Below are 25465 nucleotides of genomic sequence, written 5' to 3'. Positions count from 1 at the left end.
ATTTAGCTAAAACCAAACTAATTATCGCATTTAAAATATCGTTAACTCTTTTTATATTGTTACCTTTTGAAAGATTTATATTTTTCTCGTAGCCATTTAATATTTTATAAAAAACATTCGTCAAATAATAGTTTTTCTTATCATTCCTAAAAATCAACTCTTTTAATGATATTTCTTTTATTTCTTGAAGGAATTCATTTTTAGCAAACTATATAACCAATTAAATTCAATCTAATCACTATAAAACACACACTTATTTTTTCATCTTTTTTAATAACTCATCTAGTGTAAGTTTTTTATTTTTATTAGATATATTAAGTTGTTCATCGATTTCACTTAAAAATTCATTAAATGAATCATCATTATTTTCATTTAATTTATCATGCCCATCAAAAACTTCTTTCTGTTTCTCTGCCTCTTTTAAATGTTCAACTTCATTTAAATTACTGTTATCTGTGGCTGTGATTTTGTCTATAACACCACTTTCATCATTACTTTGTTCTTTTTTTAAATATTGCAAATAAATAATATTATTAATTTTTTTATTTAAATTAAAAAAATAATCTGAGGTTTCCATTTTTTTTAAATAATCTTCTTTATTAAAATAATCTGTTTTTTTATGTTCTTTATCTCTATTGTAATCATCTAAATAATTAGCGACTTTAGCAAGAAACACATACCCATAACTATTCTCTCCATCGGATAACCGATCTAACAATGAAATATTTTTTGTAATGTCAAGCAAGAAAGATTTAAAGCTTTCTTTTTCAGAAGGAATTACATTTTTACTGACATTAGGATTAAATTTATCATCCATATTTTCACTGATACTTTTTGACTTAGTCATTATTAAATAACCGTCATTCATACTATTATATTTCAAATTAGATGTGTTTTCATAACCACCAAATTTCACATAATTATATTCATTCTTATTATCTAAATTAGATGTGTTTTCATAACTACCAAATTTCACATAATTATATTCATTCTTATTATCTAAATTAGATGTGTCTTCATAACTACCAAATTTTACATAATTATATTCATTTTTATTATCTAAATTAGATGAAATAAAATGGCTATTGAATTCACTCGATGACTTGATGCTATTGTTTGCTGATGATTTGAACTGTCTATCTGTAATATAATCAATTAGTGATAATTTACTTTTCAATATACTATCTTGTTTACTTAAATGAATATTATTAATAGCCTCGTCAATTGGAATCAAATCTCCATTTGGAAGTTCAATATTATTCAAAATATTCTGTTTTTCTTTTAAAGGACTTTTTTTATCATTTGTAATCTTAGCCTCTACTTTTTCATTATTTACATCATTTTCTCCTTTGTTTCGAATGCTTAAATTTTTAGACTTTAAAAATGTAGTATTTTTATCAAATCTAATTTGATAATTATTCTGATAAATGAATTCATTTATTGAGTTCTTTACTCTAATAGATAATTTAGAAATAGATAATTTTATTTTTTCATTTATAGAGCCTACTTTATTAGTAATAAAGCGTGCTTTTTTACTGACTTCATTAATAATATCCATTGTTTAAATATTTACGTTAAGTTATTTATAAATAATATTTTACTCTCGATTTTTTTCTCATCTATCACTTTTCTTTTCTATTTTTTAAATAAATATCCTTAATTTTAAGAAAAGACACTAATCATTTTAAATAATATATATTAATTATGATAAAGATATAACTTTAGATAAAACGATTTTTTATGATTACCCCCATAAAAACAGAAACAGCAAAGTAACAAAAATAACTTTACAAACACAAAACACAATTTTTTTTAATAAATAAAAAACCAAAAACTAAATATTAATCAACATTAAAATTTTTTTGTAAAAATAATATTTTTTCTCTAATTCCCTATTGTTTTTTTTATGATACAAGTAGGTGTTGCCCTTTCCAATAAATGAGACAACTAAGCTTTAATAGAGAGAATACAAAAAAATCAAACACAATGGAGTCTTGTTATGAATCTCGTTGAACGGTTTATTTCTTATACAAAAGTTAACACCACCACTAATAGGGAAAATGGCGCTGCTGGCATTATGCCTTCGTCAGAAGGTCAGCGCGTGCTCGCACTACAATTGGTTGAAGAGTTAAAAGCGTTAGGTGTTGAAGATATTAAAATTCGTGATACCGCAATTGTTACCGCAACACTTCCTTCAAACCTTGATTATAAAGTTCCAACCGTTGCCTTTTTTGGTCATTTAGACACTAGTGCAGAACAAACTAATGATACGAAAGCGCAAATTCTACCTTATAAAGGTGGTGACCTTTGCTTAAATAAAGAACTTGATATTTATTTACGTCAAAGTGAATTCCCTGAATTAGAAAACTATATTGGTGACGATATTATCGTAACCGATGGTACTAGTTTATTAGGCGCTGATGACAAAGCTGCTATCGCTTCTATTATGGATATGTTGCAGTACTTTAAACAGCACCCTGAAGTTAAACACGGAACAGTTAAAATTGGTTTTGTACCCGATGAAGAACAAGGTTTACGTGGTTCAAAAGCCTTTGATACTAAAGAATTTGGTGCTGATTTTGCCTATACCTTAGATTGTTGTGGTATTGGTGAGTTAGTGTATGAAAACTGGAATGCAGGTGATGTGGAAATTACCTTTACAGGTGCATCCGCTCATCCAATGTCAGCAAAAGGTAAATTAAAGAATTCGCTATTAATGGCACATAAATTTGTTGCTATGTTACCGGGTGGTGAAGCACCTGAATATACAGAAGGCCGTGAAGGTTATTATTGGGTAAAACAATTAGCCGGAAATAGCGCACGTACCGTATTAAAAATGGATGTACGTGATTTCACCGAAAAAGGTTATGCCCACCGTATGGCTTTTTTAAAACAACTTTCAGATTATTGCGAAGGTTTATGGGGCGAAGGTTCTGTTACTTGTAAACTCGCTGACCGTTATGCCAACGTCTTTAATAGCCTACAAGGTGATAATCGCTACCCTATCGATATTGCAGTTGCCGCTTATGAAGCAAATGGCATTACTCCTCGCCCAATTCCAATGCGTGGTGGCTATGATGGTGCAGCACTCTCTCAAAATGGTCTGCCTTGTCCTAATATCTTTACTGGTGCTCATAATTTCCACTCTATTTATGAATACCTACCAGTCAAATCACTTTATGCTGCCAGCGATGTCTTAAAATCTGTCGTTAAGATCACGGCGGAGCGCTTTGCACCTGGAGCTAAAGCATGATCCAAATTCTTGCGGTCTTAATTGTCGTTGTTATTGTCGCTAGAATGATCTTAAAAGGATATAAAGCTGAGCCTGTTTTGTTAGTTGCTGGTTTAGCCTTAATGGTGCTAACCATGATGTTTGGCTGGGGAGATATTCTTCCTAAAAATGTCAAAACAACAGGTATTGGTTGGTTAGATCCTTTTGAAGTTATGCGTGATCTCTTTAGTAGTCGTGCCGCTGATCTTGGTTTGATGATCATGGCACTAATGGGATTTGCACATTATATGGATCATATTGGCGCCAATGAGGCCGTTGTGCGTGTTGCAACTCGTCCATTGAAGAATATGCGCTCACCTTATGTGTTGCTATTTTTCTCTTTTTTACTCGCGAGTATTTTGCAACTTGCTATTCCTTCAGCAACAGGATTGGCTGTTCTATTAATGGGTACGATGTTCCCGATTATGATAGGGCTTGGCTTATCTCCAGCATCTGCTGCAGGTGTAATTGCAACTTCATTAGGCGTTGCTTACACACCAACTGCCATTGATGCCATACGTGGTGCAAAAGCAGTTGACTTAGGAGTTGTTGAATATGTGCTTTATTACCAAGGGCCTGCAGCAATTGCAACTGTATTAGCGGTTGGTATTACACATATCTTCTGGCAACGCCATTGTGACCGCAAGGCCGGATTTGTGCCTCAATTAGGTAAAATATCTGAAGAAGCAAAGAGTGATAAAAATGTGCCTGGCTTTTATGCCTTACTGCCAATGTTACCTATCATTATGGCAGTAAGTTCATCAAGCCTATTTGTTGAAGGCATTCACCTTGATGTAGTCACAATTGTATTGATTTCAATGGCGATCTGTATGCTGATTGAAACATTACGCTTACGTGATTTTAAATCGGTCTGTGCGGGCTTCCAGCATTTCTTAAAAGGTATGGGTTCTGCATTTAGTAATGTTGTTGGATTATTAGTCGCTGCGGGTGTTTTTGCTCATGGTATTAAAGTGAGTGGTGCAATAGACAGCCTGATCGTTATGGCGGAATCTGTTGGCCTACCACCATTTGCAATGGCATTGGTCTTCGCTGTCGTAACATTAGCGGCAGCGATTATTATGGGTTCAGGTAATGCACCTTTCCTTGCATTCGTTGAATTGATCCCACAAATTGCTCATAGCATGGGTGTAAACCCAATTGCGATGATTTTACCAATGCAACAAGCTTCACATATGGGACGAGGTATGTCTCCTGTAGCTGGTGTTATCATTGCTGTATCTAGTGGTGCAAAATTACAACCATTTGATGTTGTAAAAAGGACTGCAATACCGCTTATGGTAGGTTTTATATTCCACAGTGCTATTATTGCTATCTTCTATTATTGATAAATATACCTGAAGCAATATTCTTGCTTCAGGTTATTTTTAAATAATAAACATATTAAAAATAAATAGAGATATTTTATTGTAATCTTTATAAATAAAAAAACGAATATCTATTTTTATAAATAAATATTTAACTGTTTATTTTTTAAATAAAAAATTAAAACTATCATCATGAAAATATTAACAAAATAACAAAGCATTATTCTTATACACTCAAAAGAAATGAGATTATCATCTATTCTGTTAAAATAAAAATGTGATATTGAAATGATTCACCCATTATTTTAGCAATCCTGAGTTAGCCCACATTAAGTATGATGATTATACTAGCAATAGAATTGTGTATTCGTTCTATTGCATTTTTATTTAATTTCACCGTTAATTTCTTAAACTCTCTTATTTACATTTTTTCATCCTCTCTCATTTATATATTTGAATACAAAAGCATCACCTCTGTAGCGATAAATCACATTAAAGAGCCAAAATGTTTGCTTTCATTTTATGTAGAAAAAATTACCAACATAGAAGCTACAAAGGGTAATATTTTCTAAAATTTTGTATAGTGATAGTAAATTCAGAAAAAACTTTCTCCAATAAATTCAGTATGATGTTGATATTAAAAATAGAATATCCCTTTGAATTCTCATACTGTTTATTGGATGTATGCAATGAAAGAACCATTATCTGCTCGTTGGAAAATATTAATAGCAGCAGTTAAACAACAAGTAAAACCCGCTTTAGGTTGTACAGAGCCTATTTCACTTGCATTAGCAGCAGCAACAGCGGCAAGTTACTTACAACATGCTATTACCCGCATTAATGCAGAAGTCTCTCCTAATTTAATGAAGAATGGCATGGGCGTAACCGTACCGGGCACAGGTATGGTGGGATTATCTATTGCCGCAAGCTTAGGTGCTGTGGGGGGTGATTGTAAAGCAGGTCTTGAAGTATTAAAGAATGCCACACCAGAGCACATTGAGCAAAGTAAAGCACTATTAGCGGCTGGCATTGTAAATGTTTCGATTAAAAAAGCGTGCCAAGAAGTTCTATATAGCGAAGTGACTGTAGAAGATGGTGAAAACAGTGCAACAGTAATTATTGCGGGTAACCACACTCATATTGTTAAAATTATTCATAACGGTCATGTTGTTCTTGATAACACTTATGCCAGTTCAGAGCGGTCTACATCGCCTTGCGAAATAAAAGAAACGTTAACCCAAACCAATACTCAAGAAATTTACCAGTTTGTTACCCAAACGCCAGTAGAAGAAATTTCTTTTATTCTTGAGTCTGCACACTTAAACGATGCTCTATCAAAAGAAGGTTTGAACAATACTTATGGTTTACATATTGGGCAAACTTTACAACGCCAACAACAGCGTGGTTTATTAGCAAAAGATTTATTATCAGAAATCATGATCCGTACTTCTGCTGCGTCTGATGCACGTATGGGGGGTGCCGTTTTACCTGCAATGAGTAACTCTGGCTCAGGTAACCAAGGGATTGCCGCAACGATGCCTGTTGTAGTGGTTGCTGAATATTTACAAGTTGGCGAAGAGAAAATGGCAAGAGCATTAATGCTTTCTCATTTACTGGCTATCTATATTCACCATAAATTCCCTGCGCTATCTGCATTATGCGCAGCAACAACAGCATCAATGGGCGCGGCTGGCGCAATCGCATGGTTAATGGATGAACGTTACGAATCTATGGCTATGGCAATTAGTAGCATGATTGGTGATATCAGCGGTGTAATTTGTGATGGCGCTTCAAATAGCTGTGCGATGAAAGTTTCAACCGGAGCGAGTGCAGCTTATAAAGCTGTGTTAATGGCTCTAGACAACACTTATGTGACAGGTAATGACGGTATTGTCGCTCATGATGTTGATTCTACAATTGAAAATCTATGTGCACTAGCAAGTCGTGCAATGCAACATACCGATGTTCAAATTATTGAAATCATGGAATATAAAGCTGTTGCCAATGGCTAATTGGAACGTTTAAAAAAACACCCCATAATGTTGGTTATTATGGGGTGAAACATAAGATCCTAGGAACAGGATCCTCCTCAAGTCAGGAGCTTATCAATATTCGTTACTGCTATTTACGGTTACTACTCTACTTCTTACTGCTTTCTAACACTCACTACAGGGTATTAGGTTAATGAGCCTTCTTTTCTGTGTTAGGCATTAATGCATCAAAATTAGCTCTTATCTCTTCTTCTGGTAATTGAATACCAATAAAGACCAATGTGCTTTGACGAGTTTCATCTCCATTCCACGGTCTATCCCAATCCGCACTATAAAGACGTTGTACACCTTGGAATAACAAGCGATTAGGTTGGTCTTTAATATTTAATATCCCTTTATAACGTAAAAGATTATCAGCAAAGCTTAATAATAATTTTTCCATTACGTCTGAAATTTCTTGTAATTCAACGGGATAATCAAAAGTTAACACAATCGAATTGATGTCATCTTGCTTCTCTGCTTGATAACGAAACAGAGGTTGTTTGACATCGAGATTATCGTTCAACATAAAACCTTTTACGTTAAACAATAACCCTAAATCAATTTGTCCATGAATAACGGTATGTACAGGTGCTCTGGCATTTATACGTCTTAATCGTGCCATTAATTCAGGAGAGGCTGGAGTGACATCTGTTTTTGTTAACAAAATACGGTCAGCATAACCAATTTGTGATTGTGCAATCGTAAATTGATCCAGTTGTTGCTGAGCATGAACATTATCAACAAGTGTGATAATGCCATCTAATAAGTAGCGCTGGCAGATGATTTCATGAGAAAAGAATGTTTGGCTAATAGGACCAGGATCTGCCATGCCAGTACATTCAATAACTAATCTATCAAACTTAATTTCACCGCGATCTAGACTGTCACATAAGTCTAATAGTGTGTTTTCTAATTCATTCGATTTACTACAACAAATACAACCATTGGTCAGTGTTTTAATTTGCGTGGCTCTATCACCAATGATTTCATCATCGATAGGTACTTCACCAAATTCATTTTCAATAACGGCAATTTTATATCCATGCTCTTCATTGAGCATATGACGTAAAAGTGTTGTCTTACCTGAACCTAAAAAACCGGTCAGTATTGTCACTGCAATAGGTTCCATCATTTATCTCCTTTACGGATCATTAGCAACAGCGAAAACCGCCTTTACCATCACCACCGCCATAACGGGCTTCCTGACGTTCACGGAAAAACTCGTTATAGGTCATAACAGGCTTATCTGGATGGTTATCTTTCATATGTTGCACATAATTATCGTAATCAGGAATACCTATTAGCATACGTGCTGCTTGTCCTAGATATTTTCCAGCTTGTCCTAAATTACCAAACATAAGTTTCTCCTAAGCCCCGCACCGGCAAGCCAGCGCGGGGGTTTAACCTATCTACCTAAATTAGTGACCTGAGGACACTTTTACATCTTTTGGCATAGGAACATATGGTGTTTCTTGTGCTGTTTCTTCTGGATTTTTACGTGCTTTCATTGCGGTACGGAAACCGTAGAAAATGATGCTGTAAACAACCAATAAGAATAGAATACTTAAACCAGCATTGGTGTAGTTATTAATTACAATATGATTCATATTGTTAATTTCAGCCGCAGTTAAGTCGGCACCACCCGCTAAAATCTTAGCTTTGTATTCATTTGCTAAGTAGAAGAAACCTTCCATTTGTGGATCATCGCTGAGAAGTTTCAGACCTAATGCCCATGTTGTACAAATTAATAACCATACTGCAGGAACAACTGTCACCCAGATATATTTAGTACGTTTCATCTTAATTAAGATAACCGTACCTAATACCAGCGCAACCGCCGCTAACATTTGGTTTGAAATACCAAACAGTGGCCACAAGCTCTTAACGCCGCCTAATGGGTCAACAACGCCTTGGTATAACAGATATCCCCATAATCCTACGCAACCCGCGGTACCAATCACACCTGGAATGAACGAGTTTGTTTTCTTCAGATAAGGGATAAAGTTACCTAACAAGTCTTGGAACATAAAGCGACCAGAACGTGTACCTGCGTCTAGCGCCGTTAAAATAAAGAGCGCTTCAAACAAGATACCGAAGTGATACCAGAAGCCCATATCCGCAGCCGGAATGATTTTATGGAATACCATCGCGATACCAACGGCTAAGGTAGGCGCACCACCAGCACGGTTTAAGACAGAAGGCTCACCGATATCTTTCGCCGTTTGTAGAATTTCTTCTGGTGAAATAACAAAGCCCCATGAACTCACCGTTGCAGCAGTATGTACAGTAACTTCTCTTAACTGCTCCATAATAACAGCTGTATTTTCACCACCTAATTCATGAAGGTTTGGCATAGTAATACCTAAACCTGCTGGTGGTGTATTCATTGCAAAATACAGACCCGGTTCAATGATAGATGCAGCCACTAACGCCATGATCGCAACGAATGACTCCATTAACATTGCACCATAACCGATAAAACGCGCATCCATTTCATTTGCGATAAGTTTAGGTGTTGTACCTGAAGCAATCAGTGCGTGGAAACCAGAAACGGCACCACAAGCGATAGTAATAAATAAGAATGGGAATAAAGCCCCTTTCCATAATGGACCAGTACCATCGACATATTGAGTAACCGCAGGCATTTTCAGTTCAGGATTTAGGATAACAATCCCGATAGCTAAACCAACGATAACCCCAATTTTCAGGAACGTAGCTAAATAATCACGAGGAGCAAGGATCAACCAAACTGGCAGTAATGCCGAAACAAAAGCATAACCAATCAAGCCGAAAGTGATTGTGGTATCTTTGAAGGTTAATGCAGGACCCCAATATGGGTCACTCGCAATAACGCCACCAAACCAAATCGCCGCGATCAGTAAAACGATACCGATAACAGAGACTTCACCGACACGACCTGGACGGATATAGCGCATGTAGATACCCATAAACAGGGCAATAGGCACTGTTGAACAAACAGTAAACACACCCCATGGGCTTTCTGCTAATGCTTTAACAACGATAAGTGCAAGCACAGCAAGAATGATGATCATGATAAGGAAACAGCCGAATAAAGCGATAGTACCCGGAACTGGACCCATCTCTTTCTTTATCATCTCACCTAGTGAGTTACCATTACGGCGTGTTGAAATAAACAACACCATAAAGTCTTGAACAGCACCAGCAAGCACAACCCCAGCTAATAGCCAAAGTGTACCTGGTAAGTACCCCATTTGAGCAGCAAGAACGGGGCCAACTAAAGGACCCGCACCCGCGATAGCTGCAAAGTGGTGACCAAATAAAACATAACGGTTAGTTGGAACGTAGTTCAAACCGTCATTGTTGACAACAGAAGGTGTCGCTCGAGTTGGATCTAACTTCATTACTTTTTGAGCGATATAAAGACTATAGTAACGATAAGCAACTAAGTAGACAGCAACAGAAGCAACAACTATCCATAGTGCACTGACGTGTTCACCACGACGAAGTGCAACCACTGAAAGACAAAAAGCACCGATAATCCCGAGGATCACCCAAGGTACGTGCTTTAAAAATGCATTTTTGTTCATGAGACACCTTTTTTTTCAGGCAAGACCGAACAGCCAAAGAGTAATGCGGGACAACAGAGAATTATTTGAGCGAATCTGAAAGATAACTACCCGCTGCTACATAATAAGAATTCTTATAAAGGAATGGGGTGACTAAATCTCTTAGCGGTTGTATAACGAATTAAGCGGTCTGTTTTCTCAGTTAAGTGGTTCTGCTATTTTTAAATGATGATTTTTTTGTGATCAAGGTAACAAATTTATGACTTTCAATAAGTTAGGAAATCACTAAATAGAAAAAAAACCACCTTTTCACTAACAAAAAAGGCGGTTTTTTATAACATTATTTCATTAAATGGTAATTATTGGCTAAATTGAACTGATATCAAAAGCACACTACCTTTTCGAGCTGGTGAACCATTAAAACGCCATTGATATGCAGCATCAATAACAGCATTATCTATGCTCATGTCACCACTGCCAGATTTCAATAACACCACAGTAGGAACACCTTGGGGATCAACATCAAGTTGTAAGATCATATCCCCTGTTTTAGGTGCTGTATTAGGTGCTTTCACTTTCGGCAATACCTGATCACGGTCATTGATATTGGCTGATGAGAAATCAATACTAAATGTCCGATTTGATTGCTCAATTTTATCGGTATTCAATGGTAAGCGAACAACTTTGCTATTCGGATCTGATGCTGGTATTGCACGTTGAGCTAATTGAATCTGAGTTAAATCAATACTGAGATAATCATCTTCTGGCTTGATTTCGATATCTTCTGGTAAGTAACGCATATCCATTCTTGCGCGCAAGGTCTGATAACGCTCTAAACGCGCGCCCTCAAGTGTATCCATCACCATACGCATTTCTAACAGTTGCATAAGAGAGCCAATACTTTCTTTCGACTTCTGCTGTGAGGCTTTGGCAAATGCACCTGCTGCAATTTCAGGATCTTCATCAAGCCATGTTATTCCCCAGCCTAACCAAACATCTTCACGATCAGGATCTAATGCAATAGCCTGTTCAAAATGTGTACGCGCATTAAGTAATAAGGTTTGCCAATATTTTTTCTCTTGAGGATAAATATTAGGCGATGTTGCTAAATTATTTGTTCCTATGTTGTAATATTGCAATTCAAAACGCGCCACTGTTCTCACAATATCGGCATTATCTTGATGAAGAGCGAGCTTTTCATTTAAAAAGCGAATACTGTTATGCCAATTTTCATGATTATTCTCGCTATTAGGCAATGCCTGCAACTCCTTTAAGATTGCTTGTAAGGCCGCACGCTTTTCTTGCTGTTTTTGCGATAGTCTAGGGTAATACGAAGCATAAGGATCATAACTAGAGCGAGTGACTTCTCTTTCATCGTCTAATTCTGGCGCTTGTTTTTTCAATTCTGAATAAATATTTTCGGTAAGTGTTATCCCTTTAGTTTCTTGTCTTGCGTAAGCTTTAACCAGTTTTATCAATGTTGATTGCAACTTAACAGCATACTCTTTCCAACCAAGGCGAGTACTTTCAAAACGCACTGTTACACGTTGACGATATCCGTCTTTATTTGGCATAAAGCGCCAATGACGAGCAGCACTCACAGCTTGATCATCAAAAGCATCAACACCACTACTGTTTTGTACCCAAAGTCCTGAAATGCGCCCTTGAGGATCGACATCAATGGATAAAATAACCTCTGCTCGAGGGATATATCTTCTGATTGTTGGATAACGGATCTCAGTTAAGTTTTTCACTTCATGAGGTGATTCAACTATCACTTCTCCGGGATACTGTTTTTCCATCATTGATTGCATTTCAAGATAAGTGGTTAAATCACTATTTATTGCGTTACTCACTGGTAATCGTTGATTTGCCAACGTTGTGACATCTTCAGGAGGAGAGCTATTTTGTCGATAATAACGATCTTCAATAACACGCGCTTGTAATATCTGATAAATCTGACGCTGGTTTTCAGTAAGCTCCGAAATCGCTTTTTTCAACAATTGTTGTGCTGAAATATCATCATGACTTTGCTTAGCCTGTTTCAACGTATCGGCCACCATTAACGCTAACATCGCTTTTTCAACTTGAGCATCGGGAGAGCGATGAGCTATATAAGTCAATGCTAAAACTTGCCATGCCTCGGGTGATAAGGGGGCAACCGCAATAACATTAATACCAGATTGCGTTAATTGAGCATCATGACTATTTGAAAGGGAAGCTAACGCCTGAGCAACCATAATCTCAGGTTGATTTAATAGCCAGTCACCATAAAAATTGAGTGTTTTTAAAGCGTCTACGCGTTCTGGTGTTCCTTTTGCATGAACTAAATAAGCGTCTTTCGCTTTTGTCGCAGTAGCCACATCATCACTAAAATAGTCTAATCCTGGTAAAGCTATTCGTGCTTTTTCAATAGCGCTAAGCGATGCCAATGCTTTAGCTTGATTAGACCGAATAACTTTACGAATATCATCTTCACTATTAACAACAAAATAATGATAATTTTGCCATTCTGACTGCTCGATGTTTTGTAAAACAAAACGACGACGATCTTCTAGTTCATTCGTTGGGATCACTGAAAATGACACGCCCAGCGCCATTAAAAGCACTAGCCCCCCGCCAAACAAATAGTAAATATTTTTAGCTCTCCATGATTGCAATAACATTACAATCGTCATAATGAGAGAGCCTAGCCATAATCCCAGTAAGAAATTACGCTCATCAAAGCGAACAGATGAGGGGAGAATTTTACTATTAAAACCATCAATCAAGCTAAAAGTTGAAACTAAGAAGGCTGGCAACCAAAAAGGGAACAGTAACGTTATAACGCCAATAATAATGAGGATCAGCTTTATTCTTTTTTTCATGTTATTTTCCCTAAATTATGGCTTTTTTTTCAAAATATGCATTGAAGGGAAAACAAAAATAACTAACAAGATAATGGCTGAAACCATTAAAAACATCACACTCAACATCGTTATTAGTATTTGTTCAATATAATCCGCTTTGATTAAATCAGCGATCCAACTAGAACCTAAACTACCGCTGACGCCTTGTGGAATAAAGTTCATCAGTAATAACCCCAAAACCACAGGAACAATCATGGCAATAGCGGTATGTAAAATGACTTTAGGTACTTTGTTTATTGCTTGTTTTATCGCAACAAAAATTGCAGGAGGTTGCATCGGTTTAGACGGCGCTGTACGTATTGTCGCTTGTCTAGCAATAGTATTTTGTACCCTTGTTTGGCGTACCTGTTCTTGTTGCGTTTGATTTTGTTTTTGAGTCGTTGCTACTTGCTGTAACTGAGCTTGCCTTACACATGCTGCACAAGCTTTACCCGCAAAATGCTGATGATTTTTGTCTTTCTGGCAAACCAACATTTGCTGTTTTTCAGGTTGAGCATATTCATAAAGCGCTGTAGCCCATGTTTTAGCACTGGGTCTTAATGAAGGAGCTCCTGAAAACGCTTTATCAAAGAGTATTCTTAATGCATCAGGTAATTGTTTATGCCCACTCGCCATACTGGGTGTAATTAAATTATGTGCTTTTATGCCATAGCCATAAAAACGCCCAGCAATACGCCTTGGAATATCTGTAGGTACCGTGTCATTTTTAGGGCGACCACTAAAAGGGTGGATACCAAAATTAAGCAACTGAAAAATAATTACCGCTAAAGCAAATCGGTCTTGCCACTCTTCTTCTGTTTCTGGAATAGTTTGCTTGGCTTGAAATTCTGGCGCTAAATATTCAACGGTAAATTGCCCTGCCGGATAACGAGTATTCTCTCCTTGTATACTAAATCCATCACAATCAAGAAGAGACATATACAAGCTTGATTTATAAAACCGCAAATTCAACGGTTTCATATCAATAATACAGTGTCCTTGCTGATGTAAAGCGTCAATCAATGAGCAAAGGTTATATGCAAGACTCACTTTCGCCCCCATCCCTGTGGGTAAACCATGAGCTTTGGCTTGGCGTTCTTGAAGAATGTATTCCAACTCAATAGTATTTTTGACATCAAGTTCCGGCATCACAAAGCCAACAAATTGCTTTTGGCTATTATATAAACGTGCTTGAGGCCATGCGAGTTGGATAATAGGCGTACCGTTAACAGAAACGGGCTTTAATGCAGGTTCTAACTTCTGCATTGCCGTGATTTTTTTCAGATAATAGGCTTTATCAATTTTATCATGATAAACTTTTGAGACTTGGGATGGGGCATTATTAATATGACTAACGCTACCTGCACCACCGCTTTTTATCAAATTACCTATTTGATAAATCTTACCGTTTTCATCTTGTAATTGCCTAGATACTGATTGAGCTATTCCTTTCTTTCTTGCTTTTACCACAACTCTTCATCCCTGATGCAAATAACTAAGGTTTTATCATCGCCTGTGATTGAATGCGTTCGAGGATCAGCTAAAGTCCCTGCTAATGCCTCACTTCCGCTATCTTCTGATACTGTTTTTAAATAACGGATCACAGGAGTGATAAACGGTTCATAAAGTGCATCACACGCTTTATTCATGGCAAAAGGCTGTACACCATCAGACATCAAAATAACTTGTTTTACCGGTTTATTTAGGGGAATGACGCGTAAATGCGCTTCCCAATTTTCTGACGTCACAAACCAAGTTTGATTCGCATATTCTCCATTTTCAGGCTGTGATACATAACGGGTGCCATCACAATATTCCACCACCGCAATACCATCACCCAAATGGAACAAATAACCACAATCATCACTTACCCAACAGGCAACCAGTGTTGATGCATATTCATTAAGCGCACACTGTTTTATTTCTGCATATTCAGCCAGTTGGTGGCGAATATCTTCAATAAGCTGTTTAGCCCCTTGTGTTATCTGTTTTTCGGTTAACAAATCAATGTTTGGCCACTCTGTAATGCGTAGCGTAAATAACCGAGCAACAAGCTGAGCACCTTGTTCACTATAACGAGAGGAGCCAGCACCATCACAAACAGCGGCGATAAGATATTCGCCTTTACGGCGAATAAAATAAGCATCCTGACAGGGAATTTGACGTTCTTGATGGGCAATACCTGTCACAGATGCCCCATAAGCTAACCAATCATTCATCAAACAGGTACACTCGCCCAAGAATCAGTAGAAGGTAATTGTGCTGTGCCGCCCGGTGTTGATTGAGAAACCACCTGCATGCTAGCACTTAGCCACAAGAACAACTCTTTAAATTGTAGCCCTTTAAGCATTTTCACCCCATTAACACCATTACGGCTAAAGCTTCCCATTACCTCTGCTGATGCACCATCAACCATGATAGGAAATACCGCTGTTTTTTGGCTTTCTTCTGCTTGACGACAAAGCTGTGCGGCCTGTTCCCATTGGTCTGTCGGAACACCATCAGACATTAAAAATAGCCAAGGACGAGTATAAGCAACACCCGCTTGTTTAAAACGCTGTTTTTCAGCTTCAATTTCTTCAAGTGCTAGCGTAATAGCTTGTCCCATTGGCGTTGTGCCATTCGCCTCTAAAACAGGTGCCGTAAAATCCATCGCATCTTTCCAATCACCATGAATAGTACATTGGTCATATCCGCCATATTCAATCACTAAAATACGCACACGCTTTGCCGCAATAACGTCATTTTTTAATTCTTGTTCAAGTAACTTAAGGCCTTCATTGAGTTGTTGAATAGGCTGCCCATACATACTACCAGAGCTATCTAACACTAAGATCAGAGGGGTTCTTTGTTCACTATTATCAACCAAGGCTACGTCAGGGATCATAAGATGCTCCATCATTCAGTTATTATTTTTCATGATAATGGTTAATGTAACATAAAGACGCAAAATTCATCAGAAAGAAAAAAGCGATAAAGTGAAGATAAAAGATATTTCTTAAAAAAAACCGTCTTAAAGCTTAATGGACTAATTTTTAGCGAAAATGGCAAATTTTTTCGAAGTTTAAGATAAAAAAAAGGCACCTCATGACATTAAGTAAAGAGGTACCTTTTTAATAAACTATTTATGATGTTAATAGTGGATTTTTTGGCGTCCAGCAATAGAGTGTGAAAGCGTTGTACCATCGACCATTTCAAGCTCACCGCCCACAGGAACGCCATGGGCAATTCGGCTGGCAGCAATATCATACTGAGCACAAATTTCAGCAATGTAATTGGCTGTTGCTTCACCTTCAACAGTCGGGTTTGTCGCCAAGATCACTTCTGAAATAGTCTCTTGGCTTAAGCGCTCTTCAAGTCTATCTAAACCAATATCCATAGGCCCAATACCATCTAAAGGGGATAAATGCCCCATTAAAACAAAGTATCGGCCCGCAAACTGCCCTGTCTGCTCGATAGCATGAATATCCGCAGGACTTTCGACAACACAAATTTGCCCATTTTGCTGACGGCGAACATTGGCACAAATAGTACAACGCTCTTCTTCAGTAAACGTTCGACAATCACAGCAATGACCAATTTCAGACATTGCTCGTGTGAGTGCTTGTGCAAGTCGCATACCACCGCTTCTATCGCGTTGAAGTAGTTGGAAAGCCATCCGTTGCGCTGATTTAGGCCCGACGCCGGGTAAACAACGCAACGCTTCCATTAATGATTCAAGAAGTGGGCTGGTTTGCATTAGAATGGCATCTTAAAGCCTGGTGGCAGTTGCATACCGTTAGAAACAGAAGCCATTCTTTCTTTTTGTGTTTCATCAATACGACGTGCAGCATCATTAAAGGCAGCAGCAATCAAATCTTCTAGCATCTCTTTGTCATCTTCTAGCAGGCTAGGATCGATTTCAACACGACGGCAATTATGAGCACCATTGATAGTGATCTTAACTAAGCCAGCGCCAGATTCACCTGTCACTTCTAAGTTTGCGATCTCTTCTTGCATTTGTTGCATTTTTTCTTGCATTTGTTGGGCTTGCTTCATCAGATTACCCAAACCACCTTTTCCGAACATAATTGTCTCTCTTTGTAAAAGCCACACAGTATGAAGTCATACAACATGTTGCGATTAAACAGGTCGGATACTCTCTTCATCCAATTCAGCATCAAAATATTGCTGTAATGTTTGAATCGTTTTATCCATAATAATCGATTGACGCGATAACGCCAATTTTTCATCATAAATGGCTTGTCGCCACTCCAACGGTGTTTTTACCGCTGGATCATCATCTTCTATAATTGTGAGTGAAATTGCTTTTCCATGCAATTCACTTAACGCATTAGTAAGCGTGCGTAACGCATTTGCTGAATTTAAATGTTTCTGTTTAGTTCGTAAATGCAAAATAACGTTTTCTTCGCTTACTGTCTCTTTATACGCATTTAAGGCCAATTGTTGCACTAATTTGGGTAGTGGCATTTTGTTTATTTCAGCCGCCCAAGCATCTCTTTCTTGCGACTCTTTAGCAATTTTCGCTGCTAATTCAGGTGTTTTTTCATATTCGAGAACCTCTTTGATCTCTTTGGGTGAAGAAACAACCTGTTCCGTTGACATTAATTCAGGATTTTGCGGACGCCACTGATACTCTTCTTTTTTCTTTTTTTCAGGCGCATTAGTCTGACGCTTGGCAACTTGCTGACGTTTTTCACTCACGGCTGCTAGCCGCTCTAATGCACTAGCAGCCGGCTTAGCCCGATTAGGCGTCGCCGGTTCAGACTTTTTTGGCGGGGTTTGTTGTTCCGTCCCCTTGATTGCCTGCCTTGCTCTTAAAAGTTGTGCTGCCGGACTATTACCTAATGACGCACTCTTTTCTATGGGTGAAGAAGATTGATTAACCATTTTAGACGAGTGAGTCTGCACAGTTTGCGGAGCATAATGTTCAGACATTCTATTCGTAGGCAAGGATGCTGAAGGTAGAGTTTGTGCTAATGGTGCTGAAGGTATTTCATCAACCACTGTTTTAGGATGAAAAGCAAGCGCACGTAACAGAGTCATTTCAACCCCCATGCGTCTATCTGGTGCATAAGCCAGTTCTTTTCGCCCAACTAATAAGGTTTGATAATAGAGTTGTAAATCTTGTGGAGAAACAGACTTAGCCAATAAGCGTAAACGTTCTTGAGTAAATTGTTCTTGAGGATTTTCTTCACTAGGCAATAACTGCAACATAGCAATTTGATGCAATAATGAGAGGGTTTCTACCAGAAAATTTTCCCAGTCAGTCCCTCTTGAAGCAACTTCATTCACCAGCGACATGACCTGTTGACCATCCGCTTTTACCAACGCTTCAATCAGTGCTAAAGGTTGAGCGTCATCAATAGTGCCAAGCATTTGGCTAACCACTTCCGTACTGACGACACCTTCACCACTTGCAATAGCTTGGTCTGTTAAACTTAACGCATCTCGCATACTACCATCAGCAGCGCGTGCAATAAGTTGACGTGCTCTTATATCATTTTCAATATGTTCTGCTAAAAGCACTTTTTCGAGTTGCGTCGCAATTTGATCAATATCTAATGCTCGCAAATGAAATTGCAAGCAACGTGATAAAATCGTGACAGGTAATTTTTGTGGATCAGTCGTCGCTAATAAGAACTTAACGTGCTCGGGCGGCTCTTCTAATGTTTTTAGTAACGCATTAAAGCTATGACGAGAAAGCATGTGAACTTCGTCAATCAAGTAGACCTTAAAACGTCCGCGAGCTGGTGCATATTGCACATTATCCAGCAATTCACGAGTATCTTCTACCTTGGTTCGAGATGCAGCATCGATTTCAATTAAATCAACGAAACGCCCTTGTTCTATTTCAAGGCAATTTGCACATTGACCACAAGGTTTACTCGTAATACCAGTTTCACAATTAAGCCCTTTGGCAAATAAGCGAGCAATCGTCGTTTTTCCGACGCCTCTTGTGCCAGAAAAAAGATAGGCGTGATGAAGTCGCTGATGATCAAGACCATTAGCTAAAGCAGTCAACACATGACGTTGACCGACAACATCGTTAAAAGTTTGTGGGCGCCACTTACGGGCAAGTACCTGATAGCTCATTGATTCCGCTAAATTTGAACAAGATTTGTCTCTATGCTAACACAGGGGCGACCTATTGAGCGAGATCTGTAAGAAACAAATGAGATATTGATGAGAGAACCCGCTGAAATTAAAGATAAGGTAAACGGTAACAATTATGCGGGCAATATACATTTATAAAAATAGAAAAACTTATAAACGATATATAAACACCCGCACTCTTACTTGTGTTTACGATAAGAGCTTAATTCGCCCTTCTCTAAACAGTGAAGAAATTAATGTCCTGGAAAATCAACCAGTGTAAAGCTGTGAACACCTTGTTTTTCTAAGCGTTCGATACCGCCTAAATCAGGTAAGCAGATAATGAATGCGGCTTCTGTCACAGTCCCCCCTAAACGGCGGATAAGACGAGCAGTTGCTTCAATGGTGCCACCTGTTGCCAGTAAATCATCGACCATTAATACTTTGTCTTGATCCGTAATGCTATCTTTGTGGATCTCTAAAGTATCTGTGCCGTATTCCAGATCATAAGTTTCACTGAGCGTTTCGCGAGGCAATTTACCTTTTTTACGAACAGGAACAAAACCAACACCTAGGCGTAAAGCGACAGGAGCACCAAACAGGAAGCCACGCGCTTCGGTACCCACAACTTTAGTGATACCCTGACCTTGATAGTGTTCTACCAATAAATCAATGGTTGCCTGATATGCAGCAGGATTATCTAATAATGTAGTGATATCACGGAATAATATCCCTTCTTTTGGATAATCAGGAATGGTCTCAATACTGTCTTTAATAAATTGCAGTTGTTGCGCGTTAGCAGTCATAATCAGTGCCATAATAAAAAACGAAACGATAGAATCTATGCAATATGCCGTTAAAATGCAACAGAAAGCCAATTAACAACTCTTTTTTGTTGCTTTAAGTCAATTCATGTTTTTATCAAAACAGGGACAAGAACCAGATGAACAAACCCGATCCTTTAAGCTTGTTTAAAAAACAGATAGACAATCTAGCCGAAACAGTGGCGCCTATTGCAAACAAAAAAATTGCAGCACCTTGCTTCGACACAGCACTATTCCACCGCCGAAGTGATTCCCTTGGTGGCTATATGCAACAGATCCGCGATAATTTTACTCAGTTAATCGCCTGTGTTGAGGCACAACGAGGCCAGCAGGTTAAATTTCTGGCCACACAAATCCTACAACAAATTGAAGCATTAACTCGTGAATTATCAACACAAACACTAAGAAAGCAAGAAAACCAGCTTACTCAACGAAAAAAAAGTGTCGATTTATACCAAAAACTTGCCCAACATCAGGATTATGAACGTCGATTACACGCCATGATCCAAGATAGAGAGCTTTCATTAATACAAACACAGAATTTTATAAATCAACAAGCGTTACAAAAAGAAATTGCCGCGCTTGAAAATCGCCTTGCACGTTGCAAAAATGCCCTGTTCTCTATCGAAAAGAGCATTGAAAAACAAGAAGATAAATTTTAAAGGAAGTGAACATGAGTTTAAAAGAAGCACCGGAGTCTGTTCAATTGGCCGTCGAACTTATCTATTTACTTGAAAGTCACCATATTGATCCTAAAACAGCACTAGAAGCACTTGAGATTGTGCGCCAAGATTATGAAAAAAAATTAGCAGCACAATCTACTCATTCATCCCTTTAATTAAGCAAAAGGCGTATTAGCTTCAGGTGTTGAGCCATCAAGAGGACGTTTTACCTCTTGTACTTCATCACCTTGTTTATTATGCAAATAAACATCAAGTTGGTTAAACGCAATATTGATATTATTTTCATTACATAGCTTATCAATAGCACGGTTAACTTCATCTATTACAATATTTCTATCGCCTAATGTTCTAACATAAAAACGCAAATCATGGTTCAGAGTACTTGCCCCAAATTCAGTAAATAGCACCACCGGCTCTGGTTCTGTCATCACTCTGACATTATCTTTGGCCGCCTTCATTAAGATCGCTTTGACCTTATCGAGATCAGAGCCATAAGCAACACCTACTTGAATAATAATACGTGTTACCGTATCAGAGAGTGTCCAGTTAATAAGCCGTTCGGTTACAAACGCTTTATTTGGAATAATCACTTCTTTGCGATCAAAGTCAGTCACTGTCGTTGCCCTAATTCGAATTCGGCTAACCGTACCGGAATAAGTACCAATAGTAACCGTATCACCGATTCTGACAGGTCTTTCGAACAAAATAATTAAGCCAGACACAAAGTTTGCAAATATCTCTTGTAAACCAAACCCTAAACCAACTGTTAAAGCCGCCGCTAACCATTGCAGTTTTTCCCATGCTACACCTAATATTCCCAGTGATACGATGGTTCCAATAGCAATAATAATGTAGGTCAAAATAGTTGTGATCGCGTAAGAAGCACCTTGTTGCAGTTTTATACGAGATAAAATTAATACCTCTAACAATCCCGGTAAATTTCGAGTCATAAACCAAGAAATGGCCATAATAGAAACAGACAATAATAGATCTGCAACAGTAACTGCCTTAACAACATTACCGAGTTCTGTCGGTAATGTGTAATTCCAGAGCGTTATGCCATCCAAATAGGTAAAAACAGTAATAAAATCAGACCAAATTCCATAGAAACTAGAAGCAAAGATGATAAATAAGATCATCGTTGTCAGCCTTAATGATTGCTGATTAATTTGCTCCATATCCATTGGTGGCTCTTGAATAGGTTCAAGACTGTTATCTTCACCTTCTTTTTTCTCTTTTAACATAGCTTGCCTACGCTCAAGCGCTCGACGATATGCAAGCCTTCTCGCCGCAACGGTTAATCCGCGCAAACTAGCGTGGTAAGCAATAAACCACAACATCAGCAGATATAAACTATCAATCCAACGATTTGCCAAGCGTAACGCCGTATAGTAATAACCAAAAATCACTAAACCCATTAAAATTAAAGGTGAAAACGTTAATAAAGTAATCACAACGGTTCTAATAACATGGTTACCTTTTTCTTGCCACATTTCACGGCAAAATGGCAGTGTGAAAAAACTAATACCAAATAATGAAATAATCGCAACTAACTGCCCAATCACATCGCCCACCAGCAACAATGGATTATTAATGCCATAAGCAGAAAGTAAAATAATCGGCAACATAGGAAAAGAAAGCCGTAATAAACGTTTACGGTTTTGTTGGACTCGCTCTACGGGAATTTTAAAATGTTTTACCGCAACACCATTGTCAGACATTAAGCGATAAGACCATTCGAACATCAGCCAAAATACCGCAAATTGCCAAGCGAAAGACCAGATAAACTCTTGTTGTACATTAAAGCTATTTATTAGCCAATATCCTATCGCTAAGACAAAACAAGACAGAGGTAAGGTTTTAAGAAAAACAATTCCCAGTGCAAGCGGTGTATGTAACTGAGAATCTTTATTGAGTTTATTTATATCTCCGTTGAGTTTTTCAAACTGAATATCAAGTTTCTTACGTTGCCAAATCAGTATTGAACCGAACAAAATTAACGCAATAAGAACAGGAAGTGATTTCTTAGCCCCGATCAGCAGATTTTCATTTGACCAATAGAGTTTAAAACCTTGAAACTCTGCAATAGCCTGAGAAGGGAATGCTGAAAACCAATTAAGATTAATTGGCTTATTACTGCTTACCCAGAAAATTTGCTGAGCCAATGTGTTTTCGAGTGAACTGACCACACTGCGTAATTGTTGTTGATCCATTTGTAGGTTAATCGAACCTGAGATTTGATTACCTAATTGGTTGTTGAGCTTATCAAGTAATTCACGTCTAGCATCAACTAGTAATTCTAATGCGCTACGTAACTCTTTTTGTTCATGGGGATCAGAGGCTTCAGGATGAGCGACTTGGTATTCATGCATCAACTGATCAATATAAACACTGGGCTGTATTATTTGATCGCGTTGTTTGTTTATTTCAAATTGCTCTAAACGTAAGTCCGCAATTTTATCGGGTAAGTTATTAATAAAAATACCATCCGGTAAATCAACTTGCTCTTCAAATAAGATACGAGAAAGCAATAAGCTTCCTTTGAGGACATCAATTTGTTCTTTCAAATTTCGCTCAGATTGAATTGCTCGATCTAAACGATTCTTGACCATTAGGCTATGGCGATTTAGCTCATTATTATTTTGCGTTGTAACAATCAACTTATCACTAAGATGTTTATTGATTTCTGTTTGCTCTAAATAAAAAGGATTATTATTAATTTCCTGATTTTCAAGTCCTGTACTTTGCGCTTCTTTCGCCGTTTCTTCTGAACTGTCTAAACGCTTATTACTAATCTCTTCTTGGATGAGTTGAGCATGTTCTTGGGAAAGGTCGATATAAGCAGAACTATAATCACGTTGGAGTTGTAATAGGCTTTGTAGTTGCACATTAAATTGTAAGGTGCGTTTTTGATAATTGTTTTGTTGTTGAAGATAATATTGTTCTACTTGTAATAATTGTACTGCTGAAGGCCGCATTTGTGCTTTATCTGCACTACTTTTATTCAACAAGATTCTTATTTGTTGCAGTCTTTCTGAGTTATTAAATAAAACAGACTGTGCTCTTTCTGGTTGTGTTTGTAACACAATAAGTTCATTGCTGTAATTGGCTAAATCGTCTTGCGCTTTTTGTAATGATTGTAAGACAGTCTCTAATTGTGACTCTAATGTTGCTAACGGTAATGCTTCTAGTGACTTTTGATAGTCTCCTGCTTCTTTATTAGCGACTTTCTGTTTTAACTGATTAAGTTGATATTGCGCATTACGCAGTTTTTCTGGTAATTGCTCGACGGTTTTATCATAACTTGCTAATTTTTTTTCTAGCTGTTGAATATTATCAAGTAATAAAAGAGATTGTTCCAAGTCAGCAATCGTTAATTTATCTTCTGCACTTAGCTCGCTACGTTTGTTTAATAAATTAAGCTGGTTTTGAATACTTTCTTGAGTGGGTAAATTACTGGGTACTGCTGCTAAAACTGAGGTGATGGAGAAACTCAAAAAAACAAACATAATAATCGTGGCGAAAAGAGTCGTCACTATTCGATTATCGAACTGAGAAAAAAAAGTTTGATTACGCATGGTTAAGCAACTTGTTCAATTAATATTGAAAAACTGTTTATTATTATAATCCAATTGCTTTAAATTGGCAGTGTAAACAGCACAAGTTGCTTGGCCTGTTTCTCGCCTGAGAAAACGAAATGATGATCAGAAAGTCAGGATTTTATCAGCATCCAGTGTCCACTGAGCTAAATCCACTAACGTACCTAATTCTGCACCATCAACAAGAGGTAAATCACTGATACCACGAGTATCTGTACAGGTTTTGCATAGTTTAACAGGCACATTTTGTGCTGTTAAAATTTCCAGCATTTGCTGTAAGTTATAACCTTCTTTAGGTTGTTGACGCGCCAAAGCCCCTGTCACTGCGTCTGACATTAAAAAAATATTTAACTCAGTTTCTGGATATTGTTCTTTCAAAGTTATAGATAAACGCAGTGCGTTAAATAATGATTCATTGCCGTAAGCCGCACCATTAGCAATTACTAATACCTTACTCATAAACCTCTTCCTCAAGTTTAATAATAAATTAAGATGACGCTGATATTCTCATATTCGCGCTGTGCTTTATCATATCAATAAAGCTATCAACCAAATATTGACTTTCATCTTTGATAGAGAAACTTTCTGGTGAAAATAACCAATTTTCGGCAAGACCCGTCATCATTGCTCTTAACATAATGGCGGCTCTTCTTAAATTAAGGTTGGCAGGAAGCTGTTTTTTTTCAACACAACGAAATAAAGATTGTTCTATTCTAGAGTGATCCGCTGCACACAATTCTCTGCGAATTTCAACAATTGGCGTCATTTCACCGACAAATTCGCATTTATGGAAATATATTTCTAAAAGTGAATTATGTTTAGGATCTTCGACAATGGATGTCAATATGTAAATAAGCAATTCTCTTAATACAAATAGTGGATCATCTGGATATTTTGTTTGATACTCTAATTCTAAAGATTCTATTTTTAAGTCGGTGAGTTCGCACGCTTCAGTAAATAAATCCACTTTATTTTTAAAGTGCCAATATATTGCGCCTCGGGTAACACCCGCCGCGGATGCAATATCTGAAAGTGATGTGGCAGAAACGCCTTGCACAGTAAACAGCCTAAGTGCAGCATCAATAATCTGCTGTTTTGTTTCTTGTGCCTGCCGTTTAGTTTTTCGTGCCATTAATCCTCGATTTTGACTGAAGTTAATTTACATACATTCATGTATGTTTGTACTATACATCGCAAT

The 25465-nt window shown here is 37.6% G+C and carries 20 protein-coding genes; 5 read left to right on the top strand and 15 right to left on the bottom strand.

Translation table 11 applies throughout. The features are described 5' to 3' along the window. Positions 1-253: 253 nt before the first annotated feature. Complete coding sequence (locus QSH13_RS15270; protein WP_286039345.1) at positions 254-1558, bottom strand: hypothetical protein; 1305 nt, start codon at positions 1556-1558, stop codon at positions 254-256. Positions 1559-1999: 441 nt separating this feature from the next. On the opposite strand from QSH13_RS15270, the gene pepT reads away from it, so the two are divergent. The 3 genes from pepT to QSH13_RS15255 all read left to right on the top strand — a co-directional run bounded on the left by pepT (position 2000) and on the right by QSH13_RS15255 (position 6608). Continuing rightward, positions 2000-3253 carry a peptidase T gene (gene pepT / locus QSH13_RS15265; RefSeq protein WP_109397909.1) on the top strand — a complete coding sequence of 418 codons (1254 nt, stop codon included), beginning with the start codon at positions 2000-2002 and terminating at the stop codon, positions 3251-3253. Beyond that, complete coding sequence (gene dcuC / locus QSH13_RS15260; RefSeq protein WP_196543898.1) at positions 3250-4617, top strand: C4-dicarboxylate transporter DcuC; 1368 nt, start codon at positions 3250-3252, stop codon at positions 4615-4617. Before pepT ends, dcuC begins: the two co-directional genes overlap by 4 nt. Before the next feature lie 668 nt (positions 4618-5285). Next, positions 5286-6608, top strand: coding sequence for an L-cysteine desulfidase family protein (locus QSH13_RS15255; RefSeq protein ID WP_196543899.1), 1323 nt, complete (start codon positions 5286-5288; stop codon positions 6606-6608). Positions 6609-6777: 169 nt separating this feature from the next. Here the strand turns inward: QSH13_RS15255 and yjiA are convergent, their stop codons facing one another. The 11 genes from yjiA to apt form a co-directional block, all read right to left on the bottom strand. Next, positions 6778-7758, bottom strand: coding sequence for a GTPase (gene yjiA, locus QSH13_RS15250; protein ID WP_286039344.1), 981 nt, complete (start codon positions 7756-7758; stop codon positions 6778-6780). Between the two features lie 22 nt (positions 7759-7780). Continuing rightward, complete coding sequence (locus QSH13_RS15245) at positions 7781-7987, bottom strand: YbdD/YjiX family protein (protein ID WP_004245057.1); 207 nt, start codon at positions 7985-7987, stop codon at positions 7781-7783. Positions 7988-8047: 60 nt separating this feature from the next. After that, complete coding sequence (locus QSH13_RS15240; protein WP_109397913.1) at positions 8048-10198, bottom strand: carbon starvation CstA family protein; 2151 nt, start codon at positions 10196-10198, stop codon at positions 8048-8050. A gap of 338 nt (positions 10199-10536) precedes the next feature. Beyond that, positions 10537-13044, bottom strand: coding sequence for a TonB family protein (locus tag QSH13_RS15235; RefSeq protein ID WP_196543901.1), 2508 nt, complete (start codon positions 13042-13044; stop codon positions 10537-10539). A gap of 15 nt (positions 13045-13059) precedes the next feature. Next, positions 13060-14535, bottom strand: coding sequence for a DNA-binding protein (locus tag QSH13_RS15230; RefSeq protein ID WP_286039343.1), 1476 nt, complete (start codon positions 14533-14535; stop codon positions 13060-13062). Next, complete coding sequence (locus tag QSH13_RS15225; protein ID WP_196543903.1) at positions 14529-15284, bottom strand: PP2C family serine/threonine-protein phosphatase; 756 nt, start codon at positions 15282-15284, stop codon at positions 14529-14531. Before QSH13_RS15225 ends, QSH13_RS15230 begins: the two co-directional genes overlap by 7 nt. Further along, positions 15284-15952, bottom strand: coding sequence for a vWA domain-containing protein (locus QSH13_RS15220; RefSeq protein WP_196543904.1), 669 nt, complete (start codon positions 15950-15952; stop codon positions 15284-15286). Before QSH13_RS15220 ends, QSH13_RS15225 begins: the two co-directional genes overlap by 1 nt. A gap of 246 nt (positions 15953-16198) precedes the next feature. After that, entirely contained in the window at positions 16199-16804 is a 606-nt protein-coding gene (gene recR, locus QSH13_RS15215; protein ID WP_069368552.1) for a recombination mediator RecR, read from the bottom strand. Next, entirely contained in the window at positions 16804-17133 is a 330-nt protein-coding gene (locus QSH13_RS15210) for a YbaB/EbfC family nucleoid-associated protein (RefSeq protein ID WP_023580840.1), read from the bottom strand. The genes recR and QSH13_RS15210 overlap by 1 nt, the downstream gene beginning before the upstream one ends. A 54-nt stretch (positions 17134-17187) precedes the next feature. Next, positions 17188-19161, bottom strand: a complete 1974-nt coding sequence (gene dnaX / locus QSH13_RS15205) for a DNA polymerase III subunit gamma/tau (protein WP_286039342.1) — start codon at positions 19159-19161, stop codon at positions 17188-17190. Between the two features lie 254 nt (positions 19162-19415). Next, positions 19416-19967 (bottom strand): adenine phosphoribosyltransferase, encoded by a 552-nt coding sequence (gene apt / locus QSH13_RS15200; RefSeq protein WP_036911661.1) that lies wholly within the window; start codon positions 19965-19967, stop codon positions 19416-19418. Positions 19968-20104: 137 nt separating this feature from the next. Between apt and priC the strand changes: the two genes are divergently transcribed. Both priC and rsmS read left to right on the top strand, forming a co-directional pair. Continuing rightward, the gene (gene priC / locus QSH13_RS15195) at positions 20105-20647 is read left to right on the top strand and encodes a primosomal replication protein PriC (protein WP_109397191.1); all 543 of its coding nucleotides are present in this window, start codon (positions 20105-20107) and stop codon (positions 20645-20647) included. An 11-nt stretch (positions 20648-20658) separates the two neighbouring features. Then, on the top strand, positions 20659-20823 hold the full coding sequence (rsmS, locus tag QSH13_RS15190; protein WP_109397190.1) for a pleiotropic regulatory protein RsmS: 165 nt from the start codon (positions 20659-20661) through the stop codon (positions 20821-20823). Here rsmS and mscK read toward each other — a convergent pair whose 3' ends face one another. The 3 genes from mscK to acrR form a co-directional block, all read right to left on the bottom strand. Then, on the bottom strand, positions 20824-24246 hold the full coding sequence (gene mscK / locus QSH13_RS15185) for a mechanosensitive channel MscK (protein WP_286039341.1): 3423 nt from the start codon (positions 24244-24246) through the stop codon (positions 20824-20826). Between the two features lie 126 nt (positions 24247-24372). Beyond that, entirely contained in the window at positions 24373-24726 is a 354-nt protein-coding gene (locus QSH13_RS15180; RefSeq protein WP_196543906.1) for a DsrE/DsrF/TusD sulfur relay family protein, read from the bottom strand. A gap of 28 nt (positions 24727-24754) precedes the next feature. Beyond that, positions 24755-25399, bottom strand: a complete 645-nt coding sequence (acrR, locus tag QSH13_RS15175) for a multidrug efflux transporter transcriptional repressor AcrR (protein ID WP_109397188.1) — start codon at positions 25397-25399, stop codon at positions 24755-24757. Between the last annotated feature and the right edge of the window lie 66 nt (positions 25400-25465).

Origin of the sequence: Proteus faecis (assembly GCF_030286765.1) — a bacterium.
GTDB classification, from domain to species: Bacteria; Pseudomonadota; Gammaproteobacteria; order Enterobacterales; family Enterobacteriaceae; genus Proteus; species Proteus faecis.
The sequence above is the reverse complement of the archived record's forward strand: the minus strand, read 5'-3'. Positions and strand labels throughout refer to the sequence as shown.

Excerpts from the sequence above, each read along its gene's own strand:
- QSH13_RS15270 (WP_286039345.1), bottom strand. The coding sequence starts at position 1,558 with ATGGATATTATTAATGAAGTCAGTAAAAAAGCACGCTTTATTACTAAT.
- pepT (WP_109397909.1), top strand. The coding sequence starts at position 2,000 with ATGAATCTCGTTGAACGGTTTATTTCTTATACAAAAGTTAACACCACC.
- dcuC (WP_196543898.1), top strand. The coding sequence starts at position 3,250 with ATGATCCAAATTCTTGCGGTCTTAATTGTCGTTGTTATTGTCGCTAGA.
- QSH13_RS15255 (WP_196543899.1), top strand. The coding sequence starts at position 5,286 with ATGAAAGAACCATTATCTGCTCGTTGGAAAATATTAATAGCAGCAGTT.
- yjiA (WP_286039344.1), bottom strand. The coding sequence starts at position 7,758 with ATGGAACCTATTGCAGTGACAATACTGACCGGTTTTTTAGGTTCAGGT.
- QSH13_RS15245 (WP_004245057.1), bottom strand. The coding sequence starts at position 7,987 with ATGTTTGGTAATTTAGGACAAGCTGGAAAATATCTAGGACAAGCAGCA.
- QSH13_RS15240 (WP_109397913.1), bottom strand. The coding sequence starts at position 10,198 with ATGAACAAAAATGCATTTTTAAAGCACGTACCTTGGGTGATCCTCGGG.
- QSH13_RS15235 (WP_196543901.1), bottom strand. The coding sequence starts at position 13,044 with ATGAAAAAAAGAATAAAGCTGATCCTCATTATTATTGGCGTTATAACG.
- QSH13_RS15225 (WP_196543903.1), bottom strand. The coding sequence starts at position 15,284 with ATGAATGATTGGTTAGCTTATGGGGCATCTGTGACAGGTATTGCCCAT.
- QSH13_RS15220 (WP_196543904.1), bottom strand. The coding sequence starts at position 15,952 with ATGATCCCTGACGTAGCCTTGGTTGATAATAGTGAACAAAGAACCCCT.
- recR (WP_069368552.1), bottom strand. The coding sequence starts at position 16,804 with ATGCAAACCAGCCCACTTCTTGAATCATTAATGGAAGCGTTGCGTTGT.
- QSH13_RS15210 (WP_023580840.1), bottom strand. The coding sequence starts at position 17,133 with ATGTTCGGAAAAGGTGGTTTGGGTAATCTGATGAAGCAAGCCCAACAA.
- dnaX (WP_286039342.1), bottom strand. The coding sequence starts at position 19,161 with ATGAGCTATCAGGTACTTGCCCGTAAGTGGCGCCCACAAACTTTTAAC.
- apt (WP_036911661.1), bottom strand. The coding sequence starts at position 19,967 with ATGACTGCTAACGCGCAACAACTGCAATTTATTAAAGACAGTATTGAG.
- priC (WP_109397191.1), top strand. The coding sequence starts at position 20,105 with ATGAACAAACCCGATCCTTTAAGCTTGTTTAAAAAACAGATAGACAAT.
- rsmS (WP_109397190.1), top strand. The coding sequence starts at position 20,659 with ATGAGTTTAAAAGAAGCACCGGAGTCTGTTCAATTGGCCGTCGAACTT.
- mscK (WP_286039341.1), bottom strand. The coding sequence starts at position 24,246 with ATGCGTAATCAAACTTTTTTTTCTCAGTTCGATAATCGAATAGTGACG.
- QSH13_RS15180 (WP_196543906.1), bottom strand. The coding sequence starts at position 24,726 with ATGAGTAAGGTATTAGTAATTGCTAATGGTGCGGCTTACGGCAATGAA.
- acrR (WP_109397188.1), bottom strand. The coding sequence starts at position 25,399 with ATGGCACGAAAAACTAAACGGCAGGCACAAGAAACAAAACAGCAGATT.